The following is a 17,559-nucleotide window of genomic DNA, read 5'->3' on the forward strand; positions in this document are numbered from 1 at the left end:
TGGCGGGCGGGCTCGCCGATCCCGCCGCCCTGCTCGCCGCCGCCACCGCCGACGCCGACGGCAACGCCGTCCTCCAGCTCGACCCCGACAGCTCCATCACACTCATCGGCGTCAATCCCGACGAACTTAACGCGAAGATGGTCGCAACCGCTCCATGAAGTGGCAGTCGCTGCGGCGTCAGTCCATATTTAGATCGTCTTCCTATCGGCCCTATCCGGGGCCGATCGGTTTTCGTCTGTGCGCGGGTGCGACGCGGGGGCGTAGCATCGGCGATCGGCTTCGCGATGCTTTGGCTTCCGCCTTCACGGTCTGAGTGACCAGCATCCTCAGATTGGCCAGGACTGCAAGCAGCGCGAAATACACGTCATAGTAGGCGAGCGACAGGGCGCCTCCCGCGACGAAAAAGACGAAGAGGCTGACCTGGATCATGCTCGAGAGATCGCGTGCCCAGACGAGGTCCTCCCTGCCCTTAGTCCTGGCAATGATCCAGCGCGCATTGAGCCAGCCGATCAGCGCGACCATCATGAACAGCCCGAATCCGACAAAGCCGTGATCGCCAAGGACTTGAAAATAGATGCTATGCGCCGCTCGCCCCCGGTCCTGGGTATAGACGGCACTAGGATTGTAAGCCATAAAGATGCGCCGGTTTTCGATCGCCGAGAAGCCGCCGCCGACCAGCGGCCGCGCCTTGGCGAGATTGAAGGAGGCTGTCCAAGCGTCGATCCGACTTTGGAAAGATCTGTCCTCCTCATATTCGGAGATTGTTTCGGCTCGGCCGAACCATTTCTCCGGCATGAAGAAGATCGCGGGGATCAGCAGAAGCGGAAGCAATATGAGAAACTTGAACTTCTCCTTGGATTTCAGGATGAAGAACAGGATCAACGCGGCAAGCGCGACCAGGCCGCCGCGCGAATAGGTGCCAATGACGGCAATGATGGTCAGCCCGCCGGCACCCATGAGAGCAAGACGGATCCATTTCTCTTCTGTGTGCAACCGAAGATAATTGATCAAGGGAAGAACCAGGACCATCGCCAAGGCGACGACATTGTTGTCGCCGATCATCGTATCGGCCGGGCCGAGGACCTTGTACTGCCCACCGGTGATGATCGTGAAGGCGCCCCCCTTCACGCCGTAGAAGCCGATCGATATTACGATCACCCAAATCAACGCATGCAGTCGGACGCGATTCTGCATGACGGAAACGATGACGAAGACGAGCGCGACCGTCGTGAGATTGCGCTGCCACAGGTCCCACGAATGGCCCGGAACGAGCGCGGTCGCCGTCGTCAGGGTCGTCCAAAGCGCGAACAACCCAACCACGAGAACGGTCGAGTTCATCGGGATGCGCTTCGGTTCTCTCGAGATTAACCAAGCAACGATCGTGGCGATCGCGACCATTTTGTTGAAGGGCTGATCGTAGGCGAAGCCGTAGGTTTCGCGGTGCGGATTCATGAACGCGATCCACGCCCAGGTCAGGACGCCCACATGCGGCAGAAAGAACGATGGGACCAGCAGGCCGAGAAAAATCATGAGAAGAGCCAGATCGCGCATTTAATTCGGCCTCTATCTACCTGCTTGCTCTTTCGGATCCGTCTCTTGTATCGCTGTGCATATATCCGAACTCGAGATTATGGCAAAGGGACAGGGTAACGACTTAACGTCGGCCAGTGGAGGCACCCCGCCGTGGTGCGACCGTAGCAATAGCGCTGGCTCCTGCGGCGAGTGATCGCCAACGAAACTTGGCCAACTGAACTTGGAAGGTATCGTTAACGCATGTCTGGATTTCTGCTTTTGTTGGCGATGCTGGCTGTCGTCGCGGTCATCTATTGGAGCGTGAAGAATGACAAGCAATGAACGGATGTCACGCCATCTCCAAGGCATCGCGATGAGAACGGGTTGCGCCGACTCGCCGCGGCTCTCCGGAAACGGGAGCGTCACCTCGCGCAGAAGGGGCAACCGAGCATGATCGTCGCGTGCCGTTCCGTGGCGTTCAGGCACGGGCCGGTCAGGCCCCTTTTTCGATCGAACCGAGTCATGATACAAAATCATAGGATCCGCGGGGGGGCTAAATCAACCGAGACCTGTGGGTTCGAGCCGGCCAAGATGGCGCAAATCCGACGGCCGGTGCGCGTCGAGGCGGTGGAACAACTTGCCCCGGCAAGCCTTCAATCGGCCCGAATCAGCCGGAAGACCGCAGGGTTCGACCGACAATCATATGGCGAAGCCGACCAGATGGTTAATGAATTAGCGGGCAAGTTCGAGAAGTCCGTTCGTTGGCGCCGGAGTGTCGCCGATGGTGAGCGTCAGTCGGCGCCCAGCGCGGCGCGCTTTCGGCTGGCATAGGGACCGGGATGTCGCCGCTTGATCCAGCACTTTCGCCCGTGCACTCACCGGTAGTTGGCCCGGGCGATCGTCTGGGCATCCTATCGGTGACGACGCTTTATCCCAACGCGGCGCAGCCCGGGCATGGCGTGTTCGTCGAGAACCGCTTGCGGCACCTGGTTGAAAGCGGCGAGGTGGCGCTGCGCGTTGTCGCTCCGGTGCCCTGGTTTCCGTCCGGTTCCGCGCGCTTCGGCCGCTATGCTGCCTTCGCCCGCGCGCCGCTCCAGGAGACGCGGCATGGCATTGCCGTCACTCACCCGCGCTATCCGGTGATCCCGAAGATCGGCATGAGCGTGGCCCCGGCGCTCCTGTACCGACCCCTGGTACGCCATGTGGAGGCGCTGGTGGCCGCCGGTCATCGCTTCGATCTGATCGACGCCCATTATTTCTATCCGGACGGGGTTGCCGCCGCGCTGCTCGGCCGGCGGCTGGGCAAGCCGGTTCTGATCACCGCCCGCGGGACGGACCTGAACCTGATCCCGCAGCATGTCCTGCCGCGGCGGATGATCCTGTGGGCGGCGAACCAGGCGGCCGGACTGATCACGGTGTGCCAAGCCCTGAAGGATGTTCTGGTGGATCTCGGCGTTCCTTCCGGGCGTGTTTCTGTCCTGCGCAACGGGGTCGATCTGGCGCAGTTCCGGCCGGTCGAGCGGGAGTCCGCGCGCAAGGCGCTCGGGTTGACGAATCCGACCCTCCTGTCGGTTGGGCACCTGATCGAGCGCAAAGGGCATCATCTCGTGATCGAGGCGCTGGCGAACCTGCCGGGAATGACGCTGCTGATCGCCGGCGATGGGCCGGAGCGATCCGCACTCCAGCGCCTAGTGGAACGGCACGGTTTGGGCGACCGCGTGCGACTGCTAGGATCGGTCCCCCATGATCGGCTGCCGCAGATCTACGGTGCCGCCGATGCTCTCATCCTCGCCTCGAGCCGCGAAGGCTGGGCGAATGTGCTGCTCGAGGCGATGGCCTGCGGCACACCGGTCGTCGCCTCGAATGTCTGGGGAACGCCCGAAGTGGTGGCCGACCCCGCCGCCGGAACGCTCGCGGCCGAGCGCACGCCCCGCGGCATCGCCGATGGCGTCCGACGCCTGTTCCAGGCCCTGCCGGATCGCGCCGCCACCCGGGCCTATGCGGAGCAGTTCTCCTGGGATTCGACGACTCAAGGGCAACTTGACCTCTTCCGGAAAGTTCTGGAAGGTCGGACCTCACGATAGTCGGATGACGGCACAGCAGCAGGGAAGGGCGAATGGCACGATATCTGGTCACCGGTGGCTGCGGTTTCATCGGCTCCCATCTGGCGGACGCCTTGGTCGCCGGAGGGCATGATGTTCGTATTCTCGACGACCTTTCCACCGGCCGGCGGAGCAATGCGCCGGAGGCGGCGGAGCTTCGAATCGGGGATGTTGCCGACCCGGCCGCCGTCGCCGAAGCGATGGCGGGTGTGGACGGCTGCTTCCATCTTGCCGCCGTCGCTTCGGTTGCGAGATGCAACACCGACTGGGCCGGTGCCCATCGGGTGAATCTGACGGGGGCGATCAACATCCTGTCGGCCGCGCGGGCGACCGACGGGCAAGCCCGCGTGCCGGTGGTCTATGCCTCGTCGGCGGCCGTCTATGGCGACAACCCGGAGCTGCCGCTCGGTGAGGATGCGCGAACCTTGCCGCTCTCCGCCTACGGTGCGGACAAGCTCGGCTGCGAACTCCATGCGCGAGCGGCCGCGATCGTTCATGATCTGCCGACCATCGGATTCCGCTTCTTCAACGTCTATGGGCCGCGCCAGGATCCGAAATCGCCCTATTCCGGTGTAATCTCCATATTTGCCGGCCGTGTCGGACGCGGCGATCCGCTGCAGATCTTCGGAGACGGTGAGCAGACGCGGGACTTCGTCTATGTCGATGATGTCGTGCGATGTGTTCTGGCCGGCATGCGCCGCCTGCAGGATGCGCGCGACGAGACGCCACGCGCGGAGGTAATGAACGTCTGCACCGGGGCGGCGACGGCCGTGCGGCAGCTCGCCGAAGTGATGATCGACTTAGCGGGACAGCGCGTGCCTATCGAGCACCAGCCGCCGCGCGAGGGCGATATCAAGGTCTCGGTCGGAGATCCCCGGACGGCAGGCCAGCGACTGAACTTCAAGGCGACAGTACCGTTGCGGGAGGGCCTCAGCCGGACTCTTGCCAGCCTTGCCCATGGTTCGCCGCCGATAGCCACTGTTGGCTAGAGGTGGTTTTGCAGGTGTAAGGTACGACCTTCCTTCACAAGCGCTTGTCGATGGCCGCTGCCCGGAGATGAAATTGAAAGTCTTAGAGAATACGCGGAAAGTCTTATCGGCCGACGAGCCGGCACCGTTTCTGCGGTTGCCTCCGCAAGGCGATCTGACGCCGGAGCAGATTCGAGCGCACTATTTGGTTGAGAAAGACCTTGCGCGACAACTCATCGATGCGGGCAAGGAAGATCGGCGCATTCTGTACAATAAGCTCTATGACGAGCTTTTCGAAAAAGTCCCTTTCCATCCACAAATTCGGAAGAAGCAGGATCCTGCCTATTCGGAGCAGCAACTCCAATCGCAACTAAAGTTACTGCGGCGTTTTTTCGACAAGCAGAAGGTGTTTCTGGAAATCGGTGCTGGAGACTGTGCGCTCTCCAGGGCGGTGGCCGATCATTTCCGGCTCGTCTATGCGGTTGATGTGAGTGAGCAGATTTCTCGTGGCAACGGATTCAAGGAGAATGTCCGGTTTGCCCTCTCCGACGGCACCAGCATCCCTGTACCGGCTGGGACGATCGATCTCGCCTACAGCAATCAGTTAATGGAACATTTGCACCCGGACGATGCGGCCGAACAGTTGGGCAACATCTATGCCGCGCTGGCGCCCGGAGGATCTTATCTTTGCATTACTCCAAATCGCTTGTCCGGACCGCACGACGTGTCACGGTATTTTGACGAGGTGGCGACTGGATTCCATTTGAAGGAATATGTCTCCTCAGAGTTACGGCAGATGTTCTCGGATGTCGGCTTCACGAACTGCCAGGTTCTGATCGGCGTCGCGGGCCAGTACCGCAGGTTACCAGCCGGCAATTTCTTTCATTCCATTTTGGAAGGGGTGCTGCGGCGCTTACCACGCCGGTTGCGTCAGCAAGTTGTGTCGTTGTCTCCTGTAAATTCGGCTTTGGGTCTGGTCTGCATCGCGCAGAAACCGGACCAGTGTTAACTCAAAGCGCATCACTCATACGCCAAAGTTTGGAAACAACATGTCTCCCGAGCTTGCACGTTCAAAGGCTGGTGGATAGAGGCAGTAGGGGAGGTGGGGGCAATTTGTACATAGTTGTTGATGTTGGTCTGGAATGCCTTCGGTCGCTGCTGCGTTAACCGCTCTGTTCGGGCTTAAATCGGGTGCGGCGTGTGCACGGATTGAAACGGCCAGGGTTTCATGCCATAGACGACCGACAATTGACCCATTTTCGGATGCGTCAAACAGCCGGAGCGCCCTCGGAGGACCTCAGCCTCGCAGAGCGGCTTCCTGAGATTTAGAGAAAAGTATCAAGAAAATACGCGCGAAGGTACTGGATGAAGATCTTAATGCTATCCTGGTACTTTCCGCCGGGCAATTCGATCGGCGCAGTGCGCGTCGGAAAGCTTGCAAAATATTTTCACGAGCGGGGACATGAGGTTAGAGTCGTAGCAGGCCGTCATTGGGATCTTCCGGAGACACTCCCTTTGGAGTTGCCAGCGGAACGTGTGCACTTCACCAAATTCTTAGATGTTAATTGGCCAAGGGACAGGATCCAAGGATTATACAGTCGGCTCTTCGGTGGTGATGAGGCACAAGGGACGCCGAATGGAACCGCGAAATACCAGCCCAGAAGTGGGGCAGCCTCCATCACGACGGCGTTGCGCCATCTCAGCAATCTCTACACGGATGCGCTGAATTTCCCCGACAGCCGGATCGGCTGGCTGCCTTGGGCGATGTCGGAAGCAAAGCGCATCTGCCAGCAATCGCCGCCCGACCTGATCTATGCCAGCGGACCGCCTTTCACCTGCCTGTTGGCCGGCCACCTCATCAGCCGGCAGACCAAGACGCCGTGGATTGCCGAGTTTCGCGACCGCTGGGTCGACGATCCCTATAACGAATATCCCGATTGGCGTACCAATATGCTGGCGCGGCTCGAACGGCGTGTCGTCAACAGCACGCTGGGCATCGTCACAGTGTCCGAGCCTTGGGCCGAGTTCTACCGCGAGAAGTTCGGCAAGCCTATCGCCGCGATTTATAACGGTTACGATTCTCGCGACTTCGCCCTCGAGCCGGATGACGAACCCAAGCCGGCCTCAGAAAAGCTGGAGATCGTCTACACCGGAGTCATCTATTCCGGGCGGCGCGATCCGTCGCCGCTGTTCGAGGCGCTCCGGTTGCTCGGCCCGGATCGGGAGCGCTGCCGGGTCGTCTTCTATGGGTCCGCCCCGGAACTCGTCCATCCGGTGGCGGAGCGGTGCGGAGTGAGCGACCTCGTCGAGGTGCATCCGGCCGTCCCCTACAAGGATTCTATCCAAATTCAACGGGCGGCCGACATCCTCCTGCTGTTGCAGTGGAGCGATCCCAAGGAGCAGGGCAACTGTCCGGCGAAACTTTTCGAATATTTCGGTGTTCTGCGGCCGATCCTTGGGCTCGGTCTCGAGAACGGCGTTCCGGCCAAGTTCATTCGAGAGCGATCGGCCGGCTTCTTCTCGAACGACCCGCGACTGATCGCCGACCGATTGAGGGAGTGGCTAGAGGAAAAGGAACGGAATGGCTCCATCAAATCCTTGCCCCCGAGCGCGCGCGAGGGGCTGTCCAGAGAAGTTCAGTTCGAGAAGCTCGAGCATTTCTGCCTTGAGCGCTTGGCATCGGTCCGCTGAAGGCAGGAGAGAGAGCGGCAAGGGGGTCGGTAAAGTGCCGAACAGCATCCCTGTATTCTGTCGAGCCGCTATCTGCATCGCATGAACGATATCCCGGCGAGACTACGGCGACTGTCGCTTCTTCGGCTGAAGCGGATGCGACAGGTTTGGCGCCACCGATTCCTGTCGGATGCCGAACGGGAACTCACCTTCGTTTCGGGCGTTCAACGCTCGGGCACGAACCTTGTCATGGATATTCTGGAACGTGGCTGGGAGACCGATGTCTTCCATGAAAGCGATCCGCGCGCGTTCGATAACTACGTCATGCGAGATGTGCCGGTGATCCGCCGTCTGGTTGAAACTTCGCCATCGAGACGTGTGGTGGTCAAGGCGCTTTGCGAGGCGAGCGACCTTACGAGACTGATGGATGTGTTCGCGCCCGCACGAGCGATATGGATGTTCCGCCATTATGACGACATGATCAACTCGAACATGGTGGCCTGGCCGGGCGGCCGGAATCAGATCGACGCGATCGTCAAGGATCGAGCCAGCGGTGACTGGCGCGGCAAGGGCATGACCGACGAAACCCATGCGATCGTCCGCGAGCATTATCATCCCGGCATGAATGACGCCTCGGCCCTCGCCCTGTTCTGGTACTACCGTAACCAGCTGTTTTTCGACCAGGGTTTCGACCGGCATGACCGGGTGATGCTGATGCAATATGAAGCGCTCGTCACTGATCCGGCGAAGCATGTCGGCGGCATGACGCGGTTCATGGATGTTGCGTGCAGGCCGTCGATGTCGACCATGATCTCGCGAGGATCGATCGGGAAGAAATTCCCGCCGGTGATTGACGACAGGATTCGCGCGCTTTGCGATGCGATGCTCGCGCGGCTGGACGCAGTATGGAAGGCCCGATGGGAAGATTACGCGTGATGCGCCGATGTTCACGGTGCGGGGTTCGCAATCGGACGAGGTCGCACCACACCACCTCGGCGCGTGCCGGGCCATAACGATCCTCTCGGGAGCAGTTTAGCATGACCATGATCGCCGGCATCGTCGGCCTGCGGGATGACTTCCCCATTTCGAACGAGGTTTGCGACGATCTGCGGCAAGCGATTTCTCGTCATTCCGGCGAGCAGGTGCTCGAGCTGCGGGGAGACCGCCACTATCTTATCAAATTCGATATCGGCGCCTTCGGTTCTTCGGGGCTTCACCAAGACGATGCCGGCGCCATCAGTCTGTTGGCTGGCGAGCCCTTGCTTGATCGGACCGGCAAGGCGCGCAAACGGCCGCGCGCCGATGACCTCTCGGAGCTTCATCACTGCTGGCGGCGAAACGATCGGTCCGCTCTCAAGGCGGCGCGTGGTGCGTTTTGCATGGCGCAGTTCGACCCTGCGTCGCGCCGGCTCGACTTGGTTGCCGACAAGCTTGGCTTGCGGTCCCTGTACTACTATCGCGCGGACGATTATGTCGTTTTCGCATCGGCCCTCCGGGTGCTGGAGGCCAGCCGCGTCGTCAAGAAGCACATGGATGTCCGTGGCGTCGCGGAGATCGCGGCCATGCGGACTGCCCTTGCGGACCGCACGCCCTATGCGGGTGTAAAGGTCCTGAAGGCGGGGCAGATTATTAGCTTCCCGGAGAACGGCCATGCCGAAGAGCCTTATTGGCGATGGGACACGATCCGACCAGCTTCGGCGGATCTGCAGGATCTGCGGCGCGAGGCCTATCGGCTGTTCAGCGAATCGGTGAAACTCCGATTGGGCGAACATCAAACCGCCGTCGCCTTCTTGAGCGGGGGACTCGATTCGCGCTGCATCGTTACCGCGCTCAAGTCAGCCGTCGATGACGTTCATACCTATAGCGTCGCCTTTCCGGACACGCTCGACCAGCCGCTGGCTGAGCGATATGCCGAAGCCATCGGCTCCATTCACCGCCACGTGCCCATTTCCGACGATGGCGCGCATTCTCCCCTGACGAACGTCCTGCCTGTGCTCAATCCCGTGGAATTCGGGGCGAGCGAAAGCCCGAAACGGCCTCGCATCATCTGGTCGGGAGAGGGCGGAAGCGGCGTGATCGGCTATGTTTCTCAGACTACCCAACTGGTGGAGTTGCTGAGAAACGGGCGGATCGAAGAGGCTGCCACGCGTTACCTGGCAAGGAAGAACCAGATGTTGCCTCGAAGGCTCTTCGCACGATCCATCGCGGACCTCGTCTGCGACCTTCCCCGACGCGGCATGGTCGAGCGTCTGAGCAGTTTCGAATGTGCCGATCCGGGGCGCGCCATCAGCTTTTTCGATCTGATCGATTATCAGAGCCGGCATTTGGACGATCATTACGAGGACATCGACGTCACGCGCGTCGAGTTCGAGACGCCATTCTATGACAGCGACTTTGTCGCCCTGATGTATTCGGTCGGCATCGACGCCTGCCTCTATCACGATTTTTATCACAAGTGGCTTGCCGAGTTCCCGCCGGTAACGACGACTGTTCCCTGGCAGACCTATCCGGGTCATCGGCCTTGTCCACTTCCTCTTCCGGAGAATTTTCGGGACCAGTGGTCCAACTCGCATGGGCGCGACTGGAAACGGTTACGGGCGCGCCTTCAGCTCGATGAGCTGAACCGGGAACTCCGCGAATCGAAGTTTCCGTCGCCGATTCTAAATAGATTTTCCGTCAACTTGGCACGGTGGACGGCCAGGGCGGGAGTGGGGAATTACGGCCATATCCTGACCAAGGCGGCAATCTTCACCAAATACTGGAAGGCCTGTGGCGGACAATATGTTCTATCCGATCCGATCCGGACGACCGTCACCCACTAAAAATTAACGTTCTCAACCAAGTTCGCTTTCTGATGTATTCAGTTGCAGGCATCGCGGCTTGCGATGTACTTTTGGAAAGGGCGCTTGCGGCGGTATCGGTAATTGCGGTTGTCCAATGGGCCGTTTTTGGGGGAAGTGCCGGTTTTTCAAGCGCTCGCTGACTTCGGCCAGCTTCCTGCGCGAGGAGGGCTGGTGGTTGTATTCGGATGCCCGCCGTTGGTGGCTCCGGCCGGCGACGTTGCCGTACATATGGCTCCCATTTAACGGGTTTTTCAGGCAACTGGCTCCAGGGTTCGGTCATGCCTGAACCCAAGAGCCAAATGGCAGCGCCTGTTCGGGAGCGCACCTTCAAGCTGATCAAGACGGTCGTGCCGTCGCCGCTACTGGCTTTCGCCAGCAGGATCTTGCCGAAAGGCGTAAAGCGCGCCGTCAACCAGGCAGTCCAATCGATAGGCGGGCCAGTCGAGGGGCTGCTGCTGCGGCGCGCCGAGGCGCGAGTCCGCGAAAGCCGCCCTACCGTCACCCGAGATGCGCTGATCGCCGATCTGGAGGCGCTGGCGCTGCCCTCCGGCGGGATCGTGTTCGTCCACAGTTCACTGAAAGCCCTCGGCTATGTCGAAGGTGGTGCCGCCGCGGTCGTGGATGTGCTGAGGACCGTGATCGTCGAGCGAGGCGGCGGCACCTTGGCGATGCCGACCTTCACCGGCCTCGGCAGCATGTCCGAGACGCTGCGCTCGGGCGCAGTGTTCTGCAGCCGGACGAGCCCATCGCGGGTCGGTGCGATCACGGAGCTGTTCCGTCACGAGCCGGGCGTCCGCCGCAGCCTGCATCCGACGCATTCCGTGGCCGCGCTCGGGCCGCGCGCGGACTGGCTGGTGGAGTCGCATCACCGCTGCGTCGGCGCTTTTTCCGAGGGGTCGCCGTTGGCGCGCCTGCTCGAGGCGGACGGTCACTTGCTCGGGCTGGGCACCGGCCTTGGAACGGTCACCTTCTACCATGTTCTCGAGGACCTGCGTCCGGACTTCCCGTTCAGTGTCTACACGCCTGATTCGCCGATCGAAGCGATTTGTCGCGACGAAAGCGGTGTCGAGCATCGGCTGCGCGTGATGGCGCATGATCCCTCTGTCTCGCGAACCCGGATCGACCGACCGGAAGGCGAATGGATCCGCGGCTACATCACCCGTCATTTCGAGGCGGCCGGCAGCCTGCGCTGGGCCAGCGTGGGGGCAGGCAGCGCCTGGACGATTCCGGCGCGGAGCATGTATGTGGGCCTCGAGGCGCTGCTTGCCCGTGGGATCACGATCTACAGCACACGTAGAGAGGTTGAAGGGAAGGCGCTCGGCGAAGCGATTTAACCACCGAGTCGGCGCGGGGAAGCTAAGGGGGAGACATCGATGGTTCTTGTGATGGGAAGGACTTACGCTTCGGCTTGCGCGTCGGCCGGAGACACGGGACGTGGCCATGAGTGAGCAGCCTCGGCCGCGTGCGCATCGGCCATGGGGGTCTTTGCGGCATTCGGTGCTACGCTTGAAGCCGGCGCGCCGGCTGATCGATCGAGTCCGCGACCGTTTCGAATTGCCGGCGGCGGCACGGGCAGAGCGTGACCGCGATGCGCGCGGTCTGGCCGAGCATGAGGATCCCGGATTAGATCGAGTGATTGCCGAGGGAATCGAGTGGATTGGGCGGGCACAGGACCATTCGGCGACCGCCGATGGCGGTGTCGCGCGGCACTATTCTCTGGTCGGCGGCTGGGGGCCGTCCTACCCGGAAACCACGGGCTACATCGTTCCGACTCTGCTGCAATACGCTGAGCGGAGCGGCGAGGCCTCGGCTCGTGAACGCGCGCGAAGGATGCTCGACTGGTTCGTCAAGATCCAAATGCCGGGCGGCGGCTTTCAGGGCGGCACCATCGATGCCGCGCCCGTCGTTCCCGTGACCTTCAACACGGGCCAGATCCTTATAGGCTTGGCCGCGGGCGTGCGGGCATTCGACGAATATCGGGAGCAGACGATCGCAGCCGCCGACTGGCTCGTCGCGACGATGGATTCTGACGGCTGCTGGCGGAAGCACCCGACTCCGTTTGCTCGGGTCGGCGAGAAGACCTATGAGACGCATGTTGCCTGGGGCCTGTTTGAGGCCGACCGTGTCATCCCGGGCCGCGACTACGGCGCGGCGGGGCTGCGGAACGTCGGCTGGGCCCTGACGCACCAGCAGAGCAACGGATGGTTCGCCCGATGCTGTCTCACCGACCCTACGCAGCCGCTGACCCACACGATCGGCTATGTCCTCCGCGGCGTGATCGAGGGCTATCGGTTCGGCGGCGACGCAGCCCTGCTGCAAGCCGCGCAGCGAACCGCCGACGGCGTGTTAACTGCCTTGCAGCCGGACGGCTTCCTGCCCGGCCGACTGAATTCCGACTGGAAAGGTGCGGTGCCGTGGGTCTGCCTGACCGGAACCGCGCAGATCGCCCATTGCTGGCTGCTGCTGTTCCGCGAAACCGGCGACGCGCGATATCGTGACGCCGCCTTTGCCGCGCTGCGCTATGTTCGTCGCACGGTTCGCATTGGCGGTTCGCCCGAGATCCGGGGCGCGGTCAAAGGTTCCTTTCCGATCAGCGGCGACTATGGGCGCTACGAGTATCTGAATTGGGCGTGCAAGTTTCTGGTCGACGCCTGCATGCTCGAGCAGGAGATTCGCGCGGTCGAGGGGGCGGAAACCGTCGCTGCGGCGATATCGTAACGCGAAGCCGAGGCCCTGGGAACAAGCCGCCTAATAGCGTCCGCCCGACAGGAGGCCGGCCATCCAGCGCCAGTTCTCGGGCCGTGTCAGCAAGCCCTTCAGCTGTGCCTGCGCGCCACCGGCATCCTTGCGGGCGAGCGCGTAGTACACGCCCATGAAAGCACTCTTTGCTTCGGATTTGCAGGAAGTGAAGCGGCTTCGTCGTACCAGCGCCGGATGACTCGTTTCCTCCGATAGGCGCTTCAGCGCATGGTTTCGCTGTTCGGCCTCAGTCGCGTCGCACGGTACCGGGCACCCATCGTCGTCGATCCGCAATGGGATAGGATCCATCTCGATCCGGACGTCGTCTCCGTGGATGTTCAATGTGACTGCCAGGAGCATGCTGTCGGATGTTCCCGGGCGACGCTCCTGATAAGAATTCCCCTTCACCGGGAAGACATAGTTCCCCAGGGAATAGGCGATCAGGCCGTCTTTGTAGGCTTCCAGGCCTTGGACGACGTGCGGGTGGTGCTGAATGACCATCGTCGCACCCAAGTCAATTAGACGACGCGACAGCCGTTGACGGAACGGAGCGGGATGAGAGACGAACTCAAGATCAGCATGAAGGATCACGATAACGATATCGGCGATCTGCTTGGCAGCGATGACCCGGCGCACGAGACGTCGCTGCATCAGGGGAGCGATGCCAGGGCGGCTTCGGTCAGCATAGAAGAGGGACGCATCGCAGGCGCCAAGGAAGGCGATCCTCTTGCCCTTGCAGGTAAGGATCAAAGGCTTCTCGGCCTCCGCGAGGTCGGAACCCGCGCCGAAAAAGCGAAAGCCGTTCTCCCGCAGGAAACTGGCGGTCGCCTGCAGGCCGCGTGCGCCGAAGTCCATGATATGGTTGTTCGCTAGGCTGAAGATTTCGATTCCCGAGTGCTTGAGAGTCTCCGCCTGGTCATGCGGAACGACAAGGCGCCCTCTCACCTCCTCGAATGCGCCATCGGAGAGGCAGAGCTCGAAATTGCCCACCGTGAGATCGAACTGTTCGAGGAGTGGCAGCATTGCGGCGAAAGGTGCCCGCGGTCCTCGCCTTTGCACGAGATCCCAAACGGCCCTGCCCAGAAAGACATCGCCGACAAATCCGATTGTGATTGATGCGGGATTCGACGATGAGGTCATGGTTGGGCTCTGCAAGCTGCCGGCTCGTGCTGGCGTTCGTTGAACGATCGTTGATTAGTGCGGCTTTGGTATCGGATATAGGTGAAAAGTAAAACTGTTATTTCTACCCAATCAAAAGAAAGAAAATTTGAATTCATTAGTTGAAGGCGTCCTCAGAATACTTAACCTTAAAGCGGGATGGTTAAAGACTAGGGGCGCTACGCTTGCGGGGCTTCAGCGCGGCCAGGCGCGTGCCGAGATATTGAAGCCCCGCACGCTCCGCCCCTGATGGCCGTCCCGAAACGACCCAGAGCAACGCTAGCGATGCAACAAAGGTCGCGGCACCGAGCGGAACTTTGATTGCGAGCCGCAGCGCAGGCTCCAGGTCCGAGAGATCCACAGGAAGTTTCTGAACGACAACGGCCATCGCGAGCGCGGCGATCAGCGGGCGCCAAGTGAAACTAAAGAGCCGCCGGACAGAGAACGGAAGCACCGACTTCAGGAGGATGAAGTAGGTGGGCATGAGCAGCACGACTCCCGCGAGGTAGGTGGCGGCCACACCTTCCGGACCGACGTAATAAGCGGCGGCGGCCAAAACCGGGATCATGACGATCAGGCGCCACCAAGCCTGTAATGCGGCGTATCGGATGTGACCCAGTGTGCCCAGGATCAGGAAAACGCTATGGCTGTAGGCGGACACGCCCGCTGCGAGGGAGAGCCAGAAAATGAACGGAGCGGCATCGATCCATTGAGGTCCCAGAAGAACATACACCAGATCCTCGGCAATCAGGGCGATGCCGGCTGATGTCGACGCGGCCACGATGACGATAACGGACAGGACATTGAAATAGGCGTCGAGCAGCTGTTTCGGATCGTGGCTGAGCTTGGAGTATGCTGGGAACAGGGCGCGTTGGAGAGGACGGATCAACTCGTCACTGGGCAGTTTCGCCAGTTCGACGGCGATCTGATAGAAGCCCATCAGACCCGATGTGGCGATGGCGCCGACCGTGTACTGGTCAAGCCGGTTATGGAGATAACCGCCCATCGTCATGACCCAACTCCAGAACGAGAAATGCCAGATCTCTCGGATCTTCGTGAAGCAGATGCGTGGGCGATAGGGGTGGAGCAGATAGCTGAGCGCGACCGAGAAGACTTGGCCGAAGACGATTCCGCCGACAAGCGCCCAGTAGCTCCGCAGATAGAAGGCAAGGGCGAGCGTGGTGACGAACGACAGAAGCTTCTTGTAGACGCCAAACCGGAATTCCTTGGCGAAATCGAGTTCCTTGCGGAACAGAACGGTCCCGATGTTCTCGAATCCGATCAGATAGACGCGAAGCGAGAATATCTGGACCAGCAGCACGGCGCGCGGGTCATCGAAATACATGCCGGCCAGCGGGGCGGCCAGAACCACGGTCGTGCCGAGGACCAAGCCGACGAGCACCTGGGTCGTCCAGGCGGAGTCGAAATGTTCCCGCGTCGGGTTGGGGTGCCGGATCAGGGCCGCCTGCTGCCCGGTTTCTCCCATCATCTCGATCAGGCCGACGAACAGCATCGACATCGCAACGAGGCCGAAGTCCTGCGGAGTCAGGAGTCGGGCCAAAATGATCGTGCTGACGAGCCCGATCGCGCGAATGCTCCAGCGCATCACGACCATCCAGATCGAGCCGCGGATCATGTGTGGCCGAACGGCGGCTTCGGTCAGCTTCTGACTTTCGGGTCTGCTCGTCATGATGGCCTATCGGCTCGGACTGGTATCGGGGTCGGAATGTTTAATAGGCCGTGAATAGGGGCCAGCAGGCATCTTTAACCAGCAGGCATCTTTAACATATGCATGCGGGAGTTACAGAATCCCTGTCCGATTGATAATGTCGCCGTTGGTTCGAAGTCCATTCGGCCGAGCATAATCGATGAGTCCTCACGACGCCGGTGCGGTGGTGGGCGACGGCGCCTCAACCGGATCGGTGATGCCGGGCAGTTTGTTGCACGCGACCGGGGCGGGTTGCTCTGTGTTTCTCCAGTGATAGACGTGCAGCTTGACGTCGAGCGGCAGGACAATGGGCTCAGCCTGCGCGACGAGGAGATCGGCCGCCGCATCGGTCAGGCCTTCCGGGCTGCGCCAGTAGTACTCGTTCGAAATGAACAAGCCGGTCGGATAGCAAGCCAGGACCAGTCGCACCGACTCCGTCGCGCTGATAATCGGCCGGCCGGTGCGTGGATCGTCCTTGAACTCCGCCGGGTTCGGCGTCTCCATGAGGCGGATTCTGTTTACCAGAATGTCGGAGCGCCCGAAATAATAGAGCGAGCGCAATTCGTCGGTGGTGACGAGGACATCGACGCTCTCGATCAGGGGCGCGAGTTCCTCGCGGAGCGTGGTCCAGGCCTCGGTCCGTTCCGGCTCCGGCGGCTGGAGCAGCTCGCCGAACGTCTGGGTAAAGGCCGGATTGCCAAGCACCAGAAACGCGGCGACGACTGCGAGCAGCGTCCACCGGGCCGGACGCCGGATCCAGGTTCGATCGCCGATCTCCAATGCGCTCAGCGTCCGGTCGGCGGCGGCATTCAGGCCGCGGCCGAAGGCCGGCAGCCAGTGGGCGAGGGCGATGCCCCAGATCACGAAGAAGTACGGCATCGCGTAATAGATATATCGCTCCAGCTTGTTGCCGGCGAAAGAGTGCAGAACGAAGGCAGTGCCGAAGACGAGGCTCGCGAACAGCGCCGGCTGCGGCCGGGCGGCGATGGCCGCCAGTGCCGCGGCAGGCAGGAGCGGCCACAACGTGGGATACTGCTCCAGGAAGAGATTGAAGTAGAAGCCCGGGTAATCCTGATTCACGCGATTCCAGTAGGCCACGCTGCGGTAACTGCGAAACAGGTCTTCGGCCAAACCGCTATAGACCAGGACGACAGCGACGAGCACCGCGGCGCCGGCCAATGCCGCGATCCCAAGCAGACGGGTAGGGCGGGAGTAGCCGGAGCGAAGCCATGCGGTGGCCAGCTCATAGGCGACCCAAAGGCCGATTCCGAGAATGCCGATCAGCGTCGTCACCTGAAGATGCGTGGCGATCGCGAAGCAGACGGCCGTGCCGATGGCAACGGCCGCGCGAGCCGGGATGTTCGCGCGCCGGAACGGGTGGGCGAACAGATGGTAGACTCCGGCCGCGCCGAGCCAGAACAGAAGGCCGTGGACGGTGTAGAAGCGGGTGAACTGCGATAGCCAGATCGCGGCGGGCGCCAAGCCGAACAGGGCGGCGGCGATCCAGGCGGCGCCGCTGCCGGCGACCGCGCGAGTCCACAGGAAAACGGCCGCAACCCAGAGGCTGCCGGCAAGTGCCGAGGGAATCCGGGCGCTGATCAGGCTGTCGCCGAACAGCCCGAACCACCAGCCCAGCCCCATCGTATAGAGCGCTCCGCGGTCATAGATGCCGTCGGCGATCCGCAGCGTGCCCTCCGCCAGCCAGGACCGCGCCGCCAAAACATGGAAGAACTCGTCGATATGGGCGTCGTGATCCAAGTTGACCAAGCGGATCAACAGCGCGGCCGTGAAGACGATGGTTGCCTGAACCCAAATCTGAGCCCCGATCTGCGCCGGCGAGATATCGCGCTCCGACATCG

Annotated in this window: 13 protein-coding genes; 9 read left to right on the forward strand and 4 right to left on the reverse strand. The window is 61.4% G+C overall.

What is annotated here, in order from left to right:
* Nucleotides 1-210: 210 nt before the first annotated feature.
* A complete protein-coding gene (locus tag DT069_RS18100) occupies nt 211-1,551 on the reverse strand; it encodes a putative O-glycosylation ligase, exosortase A system-associated (protein WP_119461740.1) in 1,341 nt (446 codons plus the stop codon).
* Nucleotides 1,552-2,103: 552 nt separating this feature from the next.
* Between DT069_RS18100 and DT069_RS25035 the strand changes: the two genes are divergently transcribed.
* The 9 genes from DT069_RS25035 to DT069_RS18145 all read left to right on the forward strand — a co-directional run bounded on the left by DT069_RS25035 (nt 2,104) and on the right by DT069_RS18145 (nt 12,813).
* On the forward strand, nt 2,104-2,343 hold the full coding sequence (locus DT069_RS25035) for a hypothetical protein (RefSeq protein WP_425450355.1): 240 nt from the start codon (nt 2,104-2,106) through the stop codon (nt 2,341-2,343).
* Between the two features lie 86 nt (nt 2,344-2,429).
* On the forward strand, nt 2,430-3,596 hold the full coding sequence (locus DT069_RS18110; RefSeq protein ID WP_425450356.1) for a glycosyltransferase family 4 protein: 1,167 nt from the start codon (nt 2,430-2,432) through the stop codon (nt 3,594-3,596).
* 32 nt (nt 3,597-3,628) lie between these two features.
* Nucleotides 3,629-4,603 carry an NAD-dependent epimerase/dehydratase family protein gene (locus DT069_RS18115; RefSeq protein WP_119461743.1) on the forward strand — a complete coding sequence of 325 codons (975 nt, stop codon included), beginning with the start codon at nt 3,629-3,631 and terminating at the stop codon, nt 4,601-4,603.
* 73 nt (nt 4,604-4,676) lie between these two features.
* Entirely contained in the window at nt 4,677-5,591 is a 915-nt protein-coding gene (locus DT069_RS18120; RefSeq protein ID WP_425450357.1) for a class I SAM-dependent methyltransferase, read from the forward strand.
* Between the two features lie 368 nt (nt 5,592-5,959).
* Nucleotides 5,960-7,273, forward strand: coding sequence for a glycosyltransferase (locus tag DT069_RS18125; protein WP_425450374.1), 1,314 nt, complete (start codon nt 5,960-5,962; stop codon nt 7,271-7,273).
* A gap of 228 nt (nt 7,274-7,501) precedes the next feature.
* Nucleotides 7,502-8,188 carry a sulfotransferase family protein gene (locus DT069_RS18130; RefSeq protein WP_162913271.1) on the forward strand — a complete coding sequence of 229 codons (687 nt, stop codon included), beginning with the start codon at nt 7,502-7,504 and terminating at the stop codon, nt 8,186-8,188.
* Nucleotides 8,189-8,289: 101 nt separating this feature from the next.
* The gene (locus DT069_RS18135) at nt 8,290-10,074 is read left to right on the forward strand and encodes an asparagine synthase-related protein (protein WP_119461747.1); all 1,785 of its coding nucleotides are present in this window, start codon (nt 8,290-8,292) and stop codon (nt 10,072-10,074) included.
* Nucleotides 10,075-10,394: 320 nt separating this feature from the next.
* Entirely contained in the window at nt 10,395-11,429 is a 1,035-nt protein-coding gene (locus tag DT069_RS18140) for an AAC(3) family N-acetyltransferase (RefSeq protein ID WP_162913272.1), read from the forward strand.
* Between the two features lie 106 nt (nt 11,430-11,535).
* Nucleotides 11,536-12,813 (forward strand): hypothetical protein, encoded by a 1,278-nt coding sequence (locus DT069_RS18145; protein WP_162913273.1) that lies wholly within the window; start codon nt 11,536-11,538, stop codon nt 12,811-12,813.
* A 30-nt stretch (nt 12,814-12,843) separates the two neighbouring features.
* On the opposite strand, the gene DT069_RS18150 is transcribed toward DT069_RS18145, so the two are convergent.
* The 3 genes from DT069_RS18150 to DT069_RS18160 all read right to left on the reverse strand — a co-directional run bounded on the left by DT069_RS18150 (nt 12,844) and on the right by DT069_RS18160 (nt 17,557).
* Nucleotides 12,844-13,974: a CapA family protein gene (locus DT069_RS18150; RefSeq protein WP_119461750.1), complete on the reverse strand. Its 1,131-nt coding sequence runs from the start codon at nt 13,972-13,974 to the stop codon at nt 12,844-12,846.
* Nucleotides 13,975-14,155: 181 nt separating this feature from the next.
* A complete protein-coding gene (locus tag DT069_RS18155) occupies nt 14,156-15,682 on the reverse strand; it encodes a lipopolysaccharide biosynthesis protein (RefSeq protein ID WP_119461751.1) in 1,527 nt (508 codons plus the stop codon).
* 186 nt (nt 15,683-15,868) lie between these two features.
* Nucleotides 15,869-17,557 carry an ArnT family glycosyltransferase gene (locus DT069_RS18160; protein WP_119461752.1) on the reverse strand — a complete coding sequence of 563 codons (1,689 nt, stop codon included), beginning with the start codon at nt 17,555-17,557 and terminating at the stop codon, nt 15,869-15,871.
* Nucleotides 17,558-17,559 lie beyond the last annotated feature (2 nt).

The sequence above is a fragment of the Virgifigura deserti genome (genome assembly GCA_003576685.1).
GTDB classification, from domain to species: Bacteria; Pseudomonadota; Alphaproteobacteria; order Dongiales; family Dongiaceae; genus Virgifigura; species Virgifigura deserti.

Coding starts and splice junctions, on each gene's coding strand:
- DT069_RS18100 (WP_119461740.1), bottom strand. CDS start 1,551: ATGCGCGATCTGGCTCTTCTCATGATTTTTCTCGGCCTGCTGGTCCCA.
- DT069_RS25035 (WP_425450355.1), top strand. CDS start 2,104: ATGGCGCAAATCCGACGGCCGGTGCGCGTCGAGGCGGTGGAACAACTT.
- DT069_RS18115 (WP_119461743.1), top strand. CDS start 3,629: ATGGCACGATATCTGGTCACCGGTGGCTGCGGTTTCATCGGCTCCCAT.
- DT069_RS18125 (WP_425450374.1), top strand. CDS start 5,960: ATGCTATCCTGGTACTTTCCGCCGGGCAATTCGATCGGCGCAGTGCGC.
- DT069_RS18130 (WP_162913271.1), top strand. CDS start 7,502: ATGGATATTCTGGAACGTGGCTGGGAGACCGATGTCTTCCATGAAAGC.
- DT069_RS18135 (WP_119461747.1), top strand. CDS start 8,290: ATGACCATGATCGCCGGCATCGTCGGCCTGCGGGATGACTTCCCCATT.
- DT069_RS18140 (WP_162913272.1), top strand. CDS start 10,395: ATGGCAGCGCCTGTTCGGGAGCGCACCTTCAAGCTGATCAAGACGGTC.
- DT069_RS18145 (WP_162913273.1), top strand. CDS start 11,536: ATGAGTGAGCAGCCTCGGCCGCGTGCGCATCGGCCATGGGGGTCTTTG.
- DT069_RS18150 (WP_119461750.1), bottom strand. CDS start 13,974: ATGACCTCATCGTCGAATCCCGCATCAATCACAATCGGATTTGTCGGC.
- DT069_RS18155 (WP_119461751.1), bottom strand. CDS start 15,682: ATGACGAGCAGACCCGAAAGTCAGAAGCTGACCGAAGCCGCCGTTCGG.
- DT069_RS18160 (WP_119461752.1), bottom strand. CDS start 17,557: ATGTCGGAGCGCGATATCTCGCCGGCGCAGATCGGGGCTCAGATTTGG.